Consider the following 16,142-nt stretch of genomic DNA (forward strand, 5'->3'; position numbering starts at 1 on the left):
TTTACGCCAGCTTCAATTGTTAGCTTAATTGTAGAAATGATTGAACCGTTTGAAGGTCGTGTCTATGACCCTGCAATGGGTAGTGGTGGCTTCTTTGTGCAATCAGAGAAGTTTATTGAACGTAGAGCCAACCAAAAAGAAATCGACCCGCTGACGCAAAAACAAAGAATCTCGATTTACGGTCAGGAGTACAATTACACCACATGGCAGCTTGCTGCGATGAATATGGCAATCCGTGGCTTGGATTACGATTTTGGCAAGGAACCTGCCAGTACTTATACCAATGACCAGCACCCTGATTTACGTGCCGATTTCATAATGGCAAACCCTCCTTTCAACATGAAAGAGTGGAATACAGGTGTCGATGATAACGATCCACGCTGGGTATATGGCACTCCACCATCAGGTAACGCCAACTTTGCTTGGATGCAGCATATGCTCTACCACCTTGCACCAGATGGTTCTCAAGCCTTACTTCTTGCTAATGGCTCGATGAGTTCAACCACCAACAACGAAGGCGAAATTCGTGCGGCCTTGGTCGAGAACGATTTGATCGAGTGTATGGTTGCGCTTCCGGGGCAACTGTTTACCAACACGCAGATTCCGGCTTGTATCTGGTTCTTAACCAAAAACAAGAAAGCACGTACTGATAAATCAGGTCGTAAGCTACGTGATCGAAAAGGCGAAGTACTATTCATAGATGCGCGTAACCTTGGCTATATGAAAGACCGTGTACTGCGCGATTTCACTCGTGATGACATCCAGAAAGTTGCTGACCTTTACCATGCTTGGAAAACAGGCGAAGAAGTTAATGGTGTGGCTTACGAAGACCAAGCAGGCTTTTGCAAATCCGCAGCGTTGGAAGATATTAAGAAACAGGATTTTGTACTCACTCCGGGACGTTACGTTGGTGCGGCTGAAGAGCTAGAAGATGGCATTCCATTTGGTGAGAAGATGGCAGCACTAACCGCTAAGTTGAGCGAGCAGTTTGAAGAGTCAGCAATGCTTGAAGCCGAGATCAAGAAGAACCTAGCGGGGTTGGGTTATGAGCTGTAATTGGCCTCTAGTATCTCTAGCTGAAGTAACGTCAAAAATTGGTGATGGCTTACATGGAACGCCAAAATACGATGATAACGGTGAGTATTTCTTCATTAATGGAAACAACTTATCAAATGGTTCCATTATCATTAATGAAAGTACAAGACGTGCATCTGAAGAAGAATACCTGAAACACAAAAAGGACTTAAATGATCGAACTATCTTGGTTTCAATCAACGGCACGCTGGGAAATATTGGTACTTATCAAGGAGAGAAAGTCTTTTTAGGTAAGAGCGCCTGCTATTTGAACGTATTGCCAGAAGTCGATAAAGATTTCATAAGGTATGTTTTAACGGGCAATGATTTTCAATATTACATACACAATCTCGCTACAGGTTCGACTATTAAAAACGTCGGACTCAAATTGATGAGAGAGTATTCATTTAAGCTACCCGATCTTAAAACACAAAAATCCGTATCTTTAGTCTTGGGGGCAATTGATTCGAAAATTAATACGAATACAAAAATCAACCAAACCCTAGAACAAATGGCCCAAGTCATCTTCAAATCATGGTTTGTCGATTTCGACCCCGTGAAAGCCAAAATGAATGGCGAGCAACCCGAGGGTATGGATGAGGCTACTGCCTCGCTATTCCCCGAAAAGCTAGTTGAGTCTGAGCTTGGCCTGATCCCTGAAGGTTGGGAAATCAAACCGATTAAAGACCTTTGTACCAAAGTTCAAAACGGTGGTACGCCTAAAAGAAACGAAAAATCATATTGGGATGACGGCACGATTCCATGGTTAACCTCTGGTGAGGTTCGGCAGTCAATTATAACTGCGGTTGAGAATAGGATTACCCAATTAGGTTTAGATAAGTCTTCTGCTAAATGGGTGCCTGAGCTATCAACGCTTGTAGCACTCTATGGTGCTACTGCTGGGGAAGTATCCTTAACATCAATACCTTTGACGACGAACCAAGCTGTATGTGCATTAATGCCTAAAAAAGAACACCAGTGGTATAACTATCTTCAACTCAAAAATAGAGTTGCTGAGTTAGCTGGAAAGGCTGTTGGCTCTGCACAACAAAATATTAGTAAAGGGTTGGTTGAAAGTACGGAAGTATTGTCAGTTCCTGAATCATTGTTAGAAACATTTAACTCTCAAGTAGAAAATCTCTTCAGGCTTCGTATCTGTAATTTGAATGAAAATGTTGAGCTAGCAAAACTGCGAGACACACTGCTTCCTAAATTGCTTTCCGGCGAAATCGAGTTAGGAAAAACTCAAGAATTAATAGAGGTCGAATAGTGGCAACCCGAGTAGAAATGATTATCGAAACGCTGAAAGCGAATCCCGACAAGAAGTTTACTGCTCGGGATTTAGCAAAAGAGTTTGTGCTTCGTTACCCAGAAGAAATTGCCGAAAAGCAAACCAATCCTCGTTATGATACCGATGAAAAGTTGATCGCCCAGTTGGCGGCAGAAGTCGGTGGTCAACGAACCCGTGCCGCTCAAAAAGCGTGCGCTAACGTAGCGACTCGCGATAAGCCACGTCCACGTATTTACTATTGGAACGAGAATCCCGACTTAGTTTCTGTTGATGACAGCCATGATGAATTGGAAGAGCCGGAAGTCGACACCCCTCTAGTGTCTCAAAGCTTCAGTGAGCACGATCTCTACCCAATGTTGATTGAGTACCTCAGCAAGGATTTGGGTCTTTACTGTCAGCGCATTGACGAGCGTAAATCTAAAAACTCTCATGGCAACGGTGGCAATCACTGGTTACATCCTGATGTGGTGGCGCTAGAGCCGCTCGACCAAGGTTGGGATGAAATTGTGAGAAGCTGTGTGCGCAGTGGGAATCACAGCTCGGTTCGACTTTGGTCTTTTGAAGTGAAGAAGCATCTTACCAAAGGCAATGTACGAAAATACTTTTTCCAAGCCGTATCGAATTCGAGTTGGGCCAATTTCGGCTACCTTGTTGCCACAGGCTTAAATAGCGACGTTGAAGGTGAGCTGCAAATGTTGTCGAGCTTGCACGGGATTGGCGTGCTGATTCTGGATACTGAATCTTTGTTTGATAGCCAAATACTCATTCCAGCTCAAGAGAGAGTCAACGTGGATTGGCAATCTGCGAACCGAATCGTCTCTGAAAATAGGGATTTCCACCATTACATTGAGCAGGTTGGCATTTATAACCAAACCGGACGGTTGATTAAGAGCGCATGGAATAAATAATAAGGATAAAGGCTTAATGATTACTGAAGACCAACTAGAACAACAATGCCTCGATTGGTTTAAAGAGCTAGGTTACCAATACCAAAATGGCTATGACATCGCACCAGATGGTGATACGCCTGAACGTGAAAACTATCAGCAAGTCACGCTACAGGCGCGTTTAGTCTCTGCCTTGGAAACCTTAAACCCAAATGTGCCCAGTGATACCTTAATCGAAGTGGCGAAAACTGTTGCCACGCCGCAAACGCCTGTACTGATTAAAAACAACAAACTCTTTCACCAATATTTAATCGAAGGTGTGCCTGTTGAATACTCGGTAATGGAGCAAGAACAGTGGGTGACCAAGCATACTCATGTTCGATTAATTGATTTTGAGAACCGCGAGAATAACGAATTCTTAGTGGTCAATCAGTTCACCATCACGGGCACCAAAGTCAAGCGCAGACCAGATGTGATAGTCTTTATCAATGGCTTGCCTTTGGCAGTGATAGAGCTGAAAAACCCAGCCGATGATCACGCCGACATTTGGAATGCTTACAATCAAATCCAAACTTATAAAGAAGAAATCGCTGATCTCTTTGTGTTCAATGAAGCGCTGGTCATTTCTGATGGCTGGACGGCGCGAGTCGGCTCGTTAACGGCTAATAAAGAGCGTTTTTTGCCATGGAAAACCATCGAGGACGAAGACGATAAGCCGTTACTCGAATTCCAATTAGAAACCATGGTGCGTGGCTTCTTTAAGCCAGAATTGCTGCTCGATTACATTCGCTACTTCGTATTGTTCGAAAATGATAGCGACAAGATCATCAAAAAAATCGCAGGTTATCACCAATTCCATGCAGTCCGAGCTGCTGTTAAGGCAACCGTCACGGCTGCCACAACGTCTGACCAAATTACTGAGCCACGGGCAAATTACGCCAATACCGTGGTGCCCGGAAGTAAAAAAGCGGGCGTGGTTTGGCATACTCAGGGAAGTGGAAAAAGCATTTCGATGGTCTGTTACGCAAGTAAATTGCTGCAACAACCAGAAATGAATAACCCAACCTTAGTAGTGGTGACTGACCGTAATGACCTAGATGGCCAGCTATTTAACACCTTTACGATGGCGCAAGAAACGCTAAAACAGATTCCTCAGCAGGCAGAAGATCGTGATTCATTACGCGATTTACTGCTCAATCGTCAATCCGGTGGCATCATCTTCACAACCGTACAAAAGTTTGCGCTGCTCGATGAAGAAATGGTACATCCTGTCCTTTCTGAGCGCTCGAATATCGTGGTAGTTTCCGATGAGGCTCACCGCAGCCAGTACGGCAATAAAGCTCGCCTTGTTGATGTCAAAGACGAGAATGGCAATGTGATTGATCAGCGTTATGTTTATGGTTACTCCAAATATATGCGTGACGCGCTGCCGAATGCCGCTTTTATTGGTTTTACAGGTACACCGATATCGATGGACGATAAAGACACTCGCGGTGTCTTTGGTGATTATGTTTCTATCTACGATATTCAAGACGCGGTCGATGATGGCGCGACAGTGCCAATTTACTACGAATCTCGCTTAGCCAAGCTCGATATCAATCAAGATGAAATTGAAGCGCTGAACGATCAGGTTGAAGAAGAAATTGGTGAAGACGAAGAAACCGCCAGCCGTGAGAAAATCAAATCACACTGGTCGGCGCTAGAAAAACTGGTCGGTGCCGAGCCACGCATCCAGCAGGTGGCAAAAGATCTGGTCGAGCATTTTACCACTCGTTGTGAAACCTTTCCGGGCAAGGCAATGATCGTTGCCATGAGTCGCGAGATTTGTGTGGATTTATACGATGCCATTGTGGCGATTAAACCTGAATGGCATAGCGATGATCCAAACAAAGGCGCGATCAAAATTATTATGACAGGCAGCGCCGCTGATAAAGCAAAAATGCAGCCTCATATCCATGATAAGAAGACCAAGAGGCTGTTCGAGAAACGCTACAAGGATACCGATGACGAATTGCAACTGGTGATTGTGCGAGATATGTGGTTAACAGGTTTTGATGCACCTTGCTGCCATACAATGTATATCGACAAGCCAATGAAAGGCCATAACCTGATGCAGGCGATAGCGCGTGTGAATCGTGTGTTTAAGGATAAGCCCGGAGGTTTGGTTGTTGACTATATTGGTATTGCCAATGAACTTAAAAACGCACTGAAGACCTATACCAATAGTCAGGGTAAAGGCAAGCCAACTGTTGATACCGCTGAAGCTTTCGCAGTCTTTATGGAAAAAATCGACGTAATTCGCGGTATGTTTGCCACGCCTGTTGATGGTGACATCTTCAACTATCGTCCGGATTTTGAAACCAAACCGCTGCAACTGCTTCCGGGAGCCGTGAACCATATCTCTGGTCTCTCACACCGCAACAGCAAAGGCGAAGAATGTCGTGATGGTAAACGCCGCTTCCTTGATGTCATGGCAGCGCTTATGAAAGCCTTCTCGCTATGTAATACCTTGGATGAAGTGGACGGCTATAAGAGCGAGATTGCTTTTTATGGAGCGATCAAGACCGCCTTCTTAAAACACTCGACAGTTGATAAAAAGCGTAGTGATGAATTGCGTAATTCTGCTTTGCGCCAGATCCTAAACAATGCCATTGTGGCAGATGGAGTCGATGACATCTTCAAAACCGTTGGCTTAGATAAGCCCAATATTGGCTTGCTCTCTCCTGAGTTTTTGGAAGATGTTGCCAATATGAAAGAGAAGAATTTAGCCGTAGAACTGCTAGAAAAACTGCTGCGCGACGAAGTGAAAGCAAGAATGAAAAACGATGTGGTGCAAGAGAAAAAATACTCAGAGCGCATCATGGAATCACTGCGCAAATACCATAACCGTAGCATTGAAACCGCACAGGTGATTGAAGAGTTGATCCGCTGGGCGAAGGAAATGCAAGCCGATGCCGACATGATGGCTAAGCTCAATCTCTCTCCAGATGAAATTGCTTTTTACCGCGCTCTGATCGCTAATGAAGCGTCAGTTCGCACCTTAGGTGATGATAACTTGCGCCAACTCGCGATTGAGCTAACCCACCAACTGCGTCAATCCGCTACGGTAGACTGGCAGAAACGAGAAAGCGTGCGTGCAAGGATGCGTAACCTTGTGCGTCGTTTATTGCGCCGCTGGAAGTACCCACCGGATGCGGCTGAAGAGGCAATTAAGTTGGTGCTCGATCAAGCCGAAGTGCTAGCTGATGGATGGTATAAGTAACTAAAAAGGCATGGGTTTTCCCTTGCCTTTTATATAGCCTAATTTAGACATCACTCAGGAATTGTTTAAGTCGCTGAATTTTTCACTAGTGAAAATTCTGTCATCTCACGGTATATCTCAGGAAAATCGTTAATCTATCGACTTTTTCACGAGTGAAAATTTTGAGTTTATCTGAGAACACTGGTGATTATAGGTACGCTAATGCCCTCAACTATGGTGTTCTTAGGATCGCAATCATTAAATCGATTAAAATATAACCCACAATCAACCTTAACTATGGTTATTCTGGGATCGCTTATCGCCCAACACTGGTGATTATAGGTACACCGATGCTCTCAAATATGGTGTTTTTAGGATTGCCGTGCTAAATCGGTTGAAATATCGCCCAATGCTGACTCCAACCATGGTGATTCTAGGATCGCTTATCAGCAAACATTGGTGATTGTAGGTACACCGATGCTCTCAACTATGGTGTTTTTAGGATTGCCGTGCTAAATCGGTTGAAATATCGCCCAATGCTCACCTCAACCATGGTGATTCTGGGATCGCTTATCAGCAAACATTGGTGATTGTAGGTACACCGATGCTCTCAACTATGGTGTTTTTAGGATCTCCGCGCCAAATCGGTTGAAATATCGCCCAATGCTCACTCCAACCATGGTGATTCTGGGATCGCTTATCAGTAAACACAGGTGATTGTAGGTACACCGATACTCTCAACTATGGTGTTTTTAGGATCGCAACGCTAAATCGATGGAAATGTAACCTCATCCACTTAACTATGGTGACTCTGGGATCACTAACGCCAACAGTGGTAAGTTTAGGAGTACAGCCATTAAGAACATGAGGTTTTTTTGTGTATTAGCTAGAACTAAGTGCAGATATCAAAGAGAGTGTCTATCTCGGAGGCTCGGTTTCCTCTTTGAACGGCATTTCTAGCGACATCATATCGTCCGGCGATAAGAGTTAGTTTTTTAGATCTTGTTAGGGCGGTGTAAAACATACTCCGATCTAAAAGTGGGGAGTCCTCAATAGCACATACAATAGTTGTATCATATTCGGAGCCTTGGGATTTATGAACGGATATTGCATAAGCAAGATCTAAACCAAGCGCCCATGCATTTGACCTTGTTATACTGATGATTCCCTTATCGCCAAAACATACGTCGCATGCGACCTCATCGCTCTCCTCACACAGGTATACAGACTTAACAACACCAGTATTACCGTTATATAAGCCAAACTCATACATGTTTTGAGTAACAATTACGGGGTCGTTTTCCATTATTCGAGTCTTTCCTAGCTGCATACAATATCTACCGTCGAGAAAGCTCTCTTGGATGCTGTACTGCATGAAGTTATTGACGCCTCTAGCTGAATCAATTCGTTTTTCGGTAACATGTGAGGTAACAATCTGAGCCTGAGGTTTCATTTTCTTGGCTGATAAGAGCACTTGATGCATTTCTTTTTCTGTGCGGCATGGTAATAAATATACGCCCTCATTCTCTCCAGACCACTCGGCAAGGATTGGTAATCTCCCCTCTCGGACTTCCATGGATACATGATGCAGCATACTTGTAGATTTAGCTCGATGAACCTCTCTCAGTTTGACCACTTTCAATATCTCTGGTTCTTGAATGGAAACCAAGCGGTGAAAGCATAGACCAAAACCTATAGGTGGCAACTGTCCTTCATCTCCAACCATGATAAGTTTGAAGTCTGTGTCTCTAAGAGCCTTAAATAGTTTATTCATCAGTAGGATATCAACCATTGATGCTTCATCTATAACGACGAGCATCTTGTTGATTCTTGATATCTTTTGGGAGTGAAGTCTATTTATGAAGTCATGAATCGTATAAGTCTTTAGCCCAGTTGACTCTGCTGCTCGTTCCTTTGCCTTTCCACTCAATGCCAAAATATATGGGATTCTTTCTCCAGATAGATCAGCTATAGCTTTTAATATGGTAGTTTTTCCTGTACCACCATACCCATCAATAACAGCTAGATTGTTGGTTAAGCTTGCTGCTATCGCGTTGAGTTGTGATTCCGTTAGAGAGTATCCGTTATTTTCAAAGAAAATTTTGTTGTATGCATATAAAGTTGATCCAATATCGGTACATGTGCCATCAAATAAATCTGTTTTAATGGTTTTTTCCTTAAGATTACGGATAGATTTTTCAACTTCATATTCAATGTAACCGACAGAAGACAACTGGTAATACCTAGTGCCATCGATATTTTTATGGCAGATAACTTTTTTTGAAAGGGCTACTCGGATCGCTTGAGCTACAAGAATTTCATCATTCATTAGCCTCAGCGTCATTAATAGACGATTGAGTTCTCGACAGCTCGTGCCTGTATGTCCACGTTGGAGCCTCTTATATAGGCAAAACTCAATCATCCCTATTAATCGGCGTTCATCGTGTTTTGGAATTCCAAGGCATTGAGCGACCTTGTCCACCAAAGTCCATATGTTGGGTATGATGTCATAGAACGAAATTAGTGCGTAGGGATTAGCCTGTAAGCGTTCAACTGTATTTATTCGGCATACGTTTAGTAATCTATTCGCAACTGAAAGAGGTATGTTGTGCGTAGTTAAAAACTGAATGGTTTCAAATTCATTTTTAAGGAACATCCATTTTTTAGTCAGAGTTTGAGCAATTCGTTCATTGACTAGACCAGAGAGAGGATGCCAATTTCCATTATTGAGCAAGCTGATTAACTCACTTCCTCCAATTGCATCAATCAGTTTATCAATCTTCTTTGAGCCGAGACCGAAACCACGAAATGAATTGTGTTTTTTAAGATGCCAAGCGAGTAACCTATCATTATTGATTGTTTCAATGCTTTCAATAGAGCAGGACTCTAAGGTGATGAAAGTTTTGTATTCATCACGGGCTGTTTCACTGCCTTTTACAGACCAGATTTCTCCTATTCGAGGTGAGCGAGTGCAGATGTTATATTTGGCTTTACATAGGTATGTTTTTTTAGCCTTTCGGTCTATCCGCATCCCACCAAAGACAAATCCACCAAAGACACCTAAAGAAACGGATGTAACACGGAGAACTAGTTCCACAAAAAACTTCTCCCACTTTCCATCATTTCATCAAATCGATTTGCAGACTCTTCTTGGGTCATTTTTAGTTGGCTTTTGAGCTTTGCATTCTCATTTCTTAACTGTTCAACTTCAGCAGTGGCTAACTCTACCTTCTTATACAAGCGATTGTTTTCCTTTCTCAGATCGTCAGCTTTGTCTGAGAGGGGAGGGCGGTGAGTCTTAGGCTTAGTAGTCGCAGTTCCAAGCATCTTAATATCAAAATTAATTTGATCCTTCAGTCTCTTCCCGTTGGGCATTTTCTTATCTAAGCTTTCGCTAAACCATTGCCTGCGAACGTTGCAAGCCTTCCCAATAACGGTGAAATTTATATCGCCGAAGTTGTTAACAGGCAGTGGCTGCTGGTCAATTATTAGTTTCTCGATATAAGATTGATACCTTTCGAATGGCGTTGTTTTTTTTGTGCTGTCACCCATTACTTACCCTCAAGAATATCAAAGTAAGATGAACTGATCGTCTTATGTAATTCGCCATTTATATCATCTGCAAGATTGGTTATTGTCCTCGTCTCTTTATCAATGCTCACTACACCATCTGTAGCCTTAATAAGAAAATCAATAGTTGCAATCAAGTTGTTAACGGTCTTATTGTCCATTACAGAACTCTCAGTGGGAGATTTATGCTCCAGCTTACTTTTAGCGATATATCGGTTTAGCGCCTCATTTTCTTTTTGAAGCCTATTTTTCTCTGATTGCAACTCTTCGATCCTCATTTTATCGTTGAGTACATTCAAACCTTCTTTCCTGAGGGCTTCCAAGGTTGTGGAGTTTTTGGGGTCATAGTACGAATGAAAAACGGCACCGACAATACTCCAGTATTTATCGTTGGAAGCAATTGTTCTTTGGGTTATCTTTTTTTCGTTTAAGGGTAAATCTTTGTTAAATACGTCGGCGCAAAACTTCTGAAACTTAGTTTTGTTGGGTATGTGAGCGTTGTCACAGATGGCTTTCATCTGTGGTACGACATGTTCCTCTAATCGCTTAACCCGAAAACTGATGTTGGCCTCTTGAGTCTTTTTGAAACGATTTTGCCCCTTTAGAGCGCCTTTAGGCATTCTTATCTCCTGCATTCATTTTTGGAAGATTTAAAGTGTGACTAAGAGCTTTCTGGGCATCAGTGTTAATCTCTTCGAGCTGCCTAGGTAGCTGTTCTATTCCAATACCAGATATATCACAGATGCTTTTTATTACGCCTTTAAAATCCGAAAGAAGAGTTCTTCCATCAGGAATGGGGCCTAGTAAGGCGCTGAACTGCCCTGTACTAGCAAGGATTTTGTTACGCAACAGAGTTACTTTTGCCTTTAATTGTGGCGTCAGAAATTCATGACTGCTGATGGCCTCGTCTACCTGAACCAAAACTTGGCTTAGTTCATTGGAGGCTCTCAATTTTGTGTATTGTTCTTTGATAAACTCGGGCTTAGTTACGAGCCATTTATCCCTTAATGATAGGTTTTGTGCCATTGATTCTAAGCACGTTGCTGTGGTCGCCCACGCGGACACTTCTCTAGAATAAAACTGTTTCAGTGCTATTGTATCCAAGTATCCTCTCATATCTTCGCCATTGATTTTCGCCTCATTGATTGTTACCTCACACTCTTTTGTTTTGTCGGTAAGTGCTCTAATTTTGGCGCTAATAGCTGGCAAGTTATCTACGGTTTTTACTGAATATGAGCACTCTCCACAGGGGGCAAGCCCAATAGGATAATCCTCGATTACATCATCAGGGCAGATATTGTTAAAGGGACAAATATGAGTGGAGTTAATTACTATTACATCAAGAATAGATATTGTTCCATCAGGCTTTTCTTTAATATCTTGAGTTAAGTCACTGATTACCTTCATCCCACTACGAGGTGTTTTTGAATGGTTGTCGGAGAATGCGATTGCTCCAAAATCATTCATTGCACCTATTGGGTCTTTTCTAAAAGCTTGAGATAACGCTGACTTTTTAGCCCTAGTATTAATCATCATTGGTGCAGTGAGGTCTCTAAATTCTTGCTCCTGAGCTGACTTTTGGGCGTCAAGGTATGACGAACTTACTTGAGCATAATATATTACGTGAGAATCAGTGGCGTGCCCTGTTGTACGCTTAATAATTGAAGGCGGAAGAATCGTGATCTTGTCGCTTACGACTTGAGAGCGCATTGAGTGGGGGGTGATTGGTATGGCTTTATCACCTTTCATCTGTTCCAATCGTCCCAAGTTTCCAATTAGATCTAAGTTTTCATCAATACTTACAGGTGCTTCTTCCCCAAGGTGGTGATATATGTAGGAGAAATGCATTAGTATTGCTCTGAACTTAGTTCGGTAATTGTTGTCTGAAGCGGTAATAAAAGAATCACTTAAAGATAAATCAAAATTCAACGTTGCGAATAACGGCCTAATCAAATCAAAGTTGGACTCTTCATGTCCATCATATGGAATTGCCAGATCTTTACCGTTAAGGAATGTTTGTTTCCACTTAGATTGTCTATCTAAAATACCCATCACGCTTTCACTAACATCGGCTTCCCATGCCTCATGAGATTTATCTGTATTAACCCATAATTTAGTTGTCATATATGACTTATCATTAAAGAAGTTACGATCTACTCCTTTGTCATACGTTGCCTCATCCAACCATCTCAAAGCCATTAATCGGATGCCCGTCTCTGCTATTGCGATAGTTAAGTGAATGTAATGAGGTAGAATAGTATTTTCCTTAAGTTGAGACTCTAGGCGGGTTCTTACCCTTTGTATTGTCGCTATTGACGTTGGAATCTTATTAATAGGGTGGTAGACGTCATTGTGCCTAAAAATAGGCACAAACCCCGAGTCTTCAGTATCATAGAGTTTTGACGCACTATTATATTTGCTGATGAATTCGTCCTTGTGTTGATTGTGATGGTTCATGTACCAAACCCATTCAGCAAGACCATATAGATATGAGAGTAAAACAGGGAAACTCCCTTCCGGCGGTAACTTCTTTTTTGTTCCTTTGCTTCGAGACGTCACAGGAATATCTAACTTAGGACTCATAGGGTTTTGGAAGTTTTTATGAACCTTTTCAAGGTAATCAAAAAAAGCAATAACTTTATATAGCCTGTCTCTTAGCGTTGATTTTTGTACGCCTTCCCCTAAACTCTTTTTAATTAAATTCGTATGCTCTCGTGTTAATTCATGAGGCTCAGGAAGCGTGTCGAAATGCCTCATAAGGATTGCCATGGCATTTCTTATTTGGGGTTGATATTTAGTATGATTTTTTGTGCCTCTATCCTTGATTACTTCGGAAAATTTATTGATATCCCTAATCCACGTTATGATGGCAGGGTGCTGATCTAATTCTGTATGCGAGAAGTTATCAATTGATAATTTTTGTGATTTTCCAGAAACATGATTCGTATTAGAGAAAAGAGATTCTTCTCGGAATTTAACTCTTTCAGGAGCGGCAGCTAAAATTGCGTGATACCAATCCACTGTTCTTGGGGCGTTACTAATGGGATGTACCTGACTCAATAGTTCGTCGGTAATGTCTTCTATATTCCACGCAGCGCTCGCTCTTGCATATCTATAAGCATACCAATCGAGATTTTTAAGTCCTTGGGAGGGTATATGTTCACTAATGTCTACACTACACTCCAAATCTTCATTGAATGGCTTTCGGATAATTTTGAGCACTTCAGGGTAGGCCCCAAAGGCGAACTCTTTTTTAAATTTACCAGTGTCTCCATCCAGTACGACAACTGGAAGTCCACTGTATTTAACAGGAAGTAGGATAAATCGGCTTGCCCAGCAGCAATGAAGGAATATATTTAAATCCGTCCGCAATCCTCTAGCATCATTGAGGGTTATATTCTCGTAGCGAGAGTTCTCTGGAAGAACACTTGTATATTGATGTCGTGCGTCCTTAGGGTTCTCTCCGATTATGCGATAAATTTCAAAAAACCACTGTTCATTGAGTTCAAAATCATCTTCGAAGTGATCAAAGTATTTGAATAAAGAAAGTTTTGTAGCGCCAACTCTTGCTTTCTCATTTTTACCATCGCTATTAGAAAGGCTGCTCTTCCCCTGCCTAATACAAATCTGCTTTTTGGCTAAATCAAATGACTCAATAATCTTTTGCCTAATTTCTGATTTATTACAGATGATGATCGGTTTATCTGTGTCATTAAATAGCTTAGGCTGCATTTAGACTTTCCTTTTCCAACTCTAGTTTCTTTATCTGTCGGTCATAGTATTCATTTTGGAGATCTTTGAATGAAATGCACTTATCCCTCATATATCCATTTGATGCAGAAAGCATGAATTCGATTAAGTCTGTATCTTCTTTCGCATACACCTCTGTAGAGCTTAAGTTCTGGTGTCCCAAGAGAATTTTTACGTAAGTAATGGGTAAGCCTTGGTTGCCTGTTGGATTGCCATTTTCATCAACGATAGGTAGGTAGTTTAGTGTGTAAAATGCATAAGTGTGCCTAAACCCATGTAAGCTCAGGTGCATAAGTGATTTGTCGTACTTGCTAATGTGTTTCTTAAATGCATCAGAGCGTGTCTTTCTGTCAGTGGAAAAATAAGGGCGACCATTAATTTTCTGAAAGATGAAGCGGTGACTGACATTGGATTTGTAGTGCTTCGACATGTAAATATTCAGTATTGACCAGAAAATACTGGCGAATGGCTGAATCATGAAGGTCATTGATGTAGCTCTACCTTTATCAAAAAGCTTTGATTCTTCCTTAGGTGTTAACCCGACGTTTTTGCGAGTAAACGGCGAGACTACATTGATGGATCGATTATTCCAGTCAATATCGTCAATAGTAAGCTGGAGAGCTTCGGAAGTGCGTATGCCTGTTGCAGCTAAGAGTGAGTAAAGTAGGAAGTCTCTCACTTTTGTAAATCTAGTCGTTGAGTTTATACTTGCTTGACTAAAAAAATCTACGCTTCGATTTATAGGGAAAGATTTGTCAATTTTTTCCTGTGTCTCTACTTTAATTGAAGCTTTATTTGCTCTTCTTGTAGAACGACGGAAAAGTTTGACGCTAGTTTTGCCCCTTCTTTTCAGACGCATTGTCGCTGCGAGCCATGAGTTTCGAACCATATTGGAAAGTTCTACATAGTTAGGATCTCTTTCTTGGGTGATCTGCCTGCGAAATGAATCATCGTCAGAGTCATTGAATAACCTCATTGACATAAAAAGTGATAGAGATGCTTCAATGCCTTCACTAATGCTTTTGTGGCTGGTTCTGTTGGTTTTGCCAATATTTTCTGCTACTTGTCGTATTACTTCGGATTCTGAGTTGGTACCTTGAAGTAAGTAATCCTCGTATAGGCGAAAAACGTTGCATGGTTCAATGGCTGTTTTCAGTTCTGTCGATACAACCCTTAGCTCGTAAAGGAAGTCAAGGAATCGGCTGACATGACCTGAATATTGCTCAACGGTGTTATTGGAGTAGCCTTTATCGTAGATCAGCAAATCAACGTACTCTTCGAATGGTCTGTATTCTTCTGAGGTATCAATATTTAGCAGAATCATTCCCTGACTGATGACGTCGCTTTTAATGCATACAAAGTTCTTCAATGCTACTAATCCTGTTTTTTTACACAGTGGTATCTTTTTTTAGGTTATATTTGGAAAAGTGGGGTTGTCAAGAGAAATGACTGAGTTTCTTTTCTATCCTATCGGATGAGATTTGTTGGAAAGGTGGTATTCATCAGCATACAACCGTCTCGGTTTCGCTCTGATCGGTTTCATATTGGTAAGTTCTTTGTCAAAACGATCTTTCTTTGGAGCGAAGAAGATTAGTTTCTAAAGCTTAGATGTAGATTGGGTTTGTCAAGAGGTAAATGTTTAGTTGTTGTAGTGTGGAAGATATTGCTGGATACGAAATTCCAAATATAACCTTATTTTATAGGTCTAGACTCCATTCTTTTTTAGCATAGTTCGGAAAATAGTTATTGTGATTTTTAATGTAACCTTAATTGGGTCGTATTTGTAATGTCGTATGGTAGGGAATTTTAAAACAAAAAAAGAAGCCTTAGGGGCTTCTCTTTTCTCTTAACCAAATTATTTGATTAAGTAAGTATGTGGTGGCCCCTGACAGACTTGAACTGTCGACCAATCGATTCAGTTTATCCAATACTTTCGTAAAGGGCTGGACTATATCATCATCCTCGCATTGCGGTGGGATGTCGGACGCTAGTGTTGTATTACACAGCAAGATCGTGCTGAACCAACTAGTCTCTGAACCTTCCTCTCACGCTTGAGAGGCTTGGCTGCTGATTGGCTTGGGATAGATAACTATCCTGTAGCTTTCCAGCAATTCATCCGATTTTTCCATATGTTATTACTAACATAGGTCACAATAATTCATGAGTCGACTGCTCTAACCACTGAGCTAAGGGGCCATATTTTGTTGCTGAAACATTTAGAATGTTCAGGCTTTTTTCCATGTAGTTATTATACAAAATAACTACGTGGCAATTTTTACATTTTTGAGGTTCAAATACAACCTCAAGAGTTACCCCTCATAAGAACTGG

9 protein-coding genes are annotated in these 16,142 nt (G+C 41.6%); 4 read left to right on the forward strand and 5 right to left on the reverse strand.

From position 1 onward, the window contains the following. The 4 genes from ACF8EG_RS24005 to ACF8EG_RS24020 all read left to right on the forward strand — a co-directional run. A partial coding sequence (locus tag ACF8EG_RS24005; protein WP_392419824.1) for an N-6 DNA methylase occupies positions 1-1,056 on the forward strand: 1,056 nt, incomplete at its 5' end. After that, positions 1,046-2,344, forward strand: a complete 1,299-nt coding sequence (locus ACF8EG_RS24010; RefSeq protein ID WP_392419826.1) for a restriction endonuclease subunit S — start codon at positions 1,046-1,048, stop codon at positions 2,342-2,344. The genes ACF8EG_RS24005 and ACF8EG_RS24010, both read left to right, overlap by 11 nt. Further along, positions 2,344-3,273 carry a COG2958 family protein gene (locus tag ACF8EG_RS24015; RefSeq protein ID WP_392419828.1) on the forward strand — a complete coding sequence of 310 codons (930 nt, stop codon included), beginning with the start codon at positions 2,344-2,346 and terminating at the stop codon, positions 3,271-3,273. The genes ACF8EG_RS24010 and ACF8EG_RS24015 overlap by 1 nt, the downstream gene beginning before the upstream one ends. Before the next feature lie 16 nt (positions 3,274-3,289). Beyond that, positions 3,290-6,514: a type I restriction endonuclease subunit R gene (locus ACF8EG_RS24020; protein WP_392419830.1), complete on the forward strand. Its 3,225-nt coding sequence runs from the start codon at positions 3,290-3,292 to the stop codon at positions 6,512-6,514. 871 nt (positions 6,515-7,385) lie between these two features. On the opposite strand, the gene ACF8EG_RS24025 is transcribed toward ACF8EG_RS24020, so the two are convergent. From ACF8EG_RS24025 to ACF8EG_RS24045, 5 genes are read right to left on the reverse strand one after another with little or no spacing between them, the layout of a single operon-like run. After that, positions 7,386-9,590 (reverse strand): AAA family ATPase, encoded by a 2,205-nt coding sequence (locus ACF8EG_RS24025; RefSeq protein WP_130250695.1) that lies wholly within the window; start codon positions 9,588-9,590, stop codon positions 7,386-7,388. Continuing rightward, the gene (locus ACF8EG_RS24030) at positions 9,581-10,045 is read right to left on the reverse strand and encodes a hypothetical protein (protein ID WP_130250694.1); all 465 of its coding nucleotides are present in this window, start codon (positions 10,043-10,045) and stop codon (positions 9,581-9,583) included. Before ACF8EG_RS24030 ends, ACF8EG_RS24025 begins: the two co-directional genes overlap by 10 nt. Then, positions 10,045-10,683: a hypothetical protein gene (locus tag ACF8EG_RS24035; protein WP_130250693.1), complete on the reverse strand. Its 639-nt coding sequence runs from the start codon at positions 10,681-10,683 to the stop codon at positions 10,045-10,047. The genes ACF8EG_RS24030 and ACF8EG_RS24035 overlap by 1 nt, the downstream gene beginning before the upstream one ends. After that, positions 10,676-13,795: a hypothetical protein gene (locus ACF8EG_RS24040; protein ID WP_130250692.1), complete on the reverse strand. Its 3,120-nt coding sequence runs from the start codon at positions 13,793-13,795 to the stop codon at positions 10,676-10,678. Before ACF8EG_RS24040 ends, ACF8EG_RS24035 begins: the two co-directional genes overlap by 8 nt. Then, a complete protein-coding gene (locus tag ACF8EG_RS24045) occupies positions 13,785-15,182 on the reverse strand; it encodes a site-specific integrase (protein WP_242525377.1) in 1,398 nt (465 codons plus the stop codon). Before ACF8EG_RS24045 ends, ACF8EG_RS24040 begins: the two co-directional genes overlap by 11 nt. Positions 15,183-16,142: the final 960 nt, after the last annotated feature.

The organism is Vibrio sp. YQ_11 (assembly GCF_043103065.1).
Taxonomy (GTDB): Bacteria; Pseudomonadota; Gammaproteobacteria; order Enterobacterales; family Vibrionaceae; genus Vibrio; species Vibrio parahaemolyticus.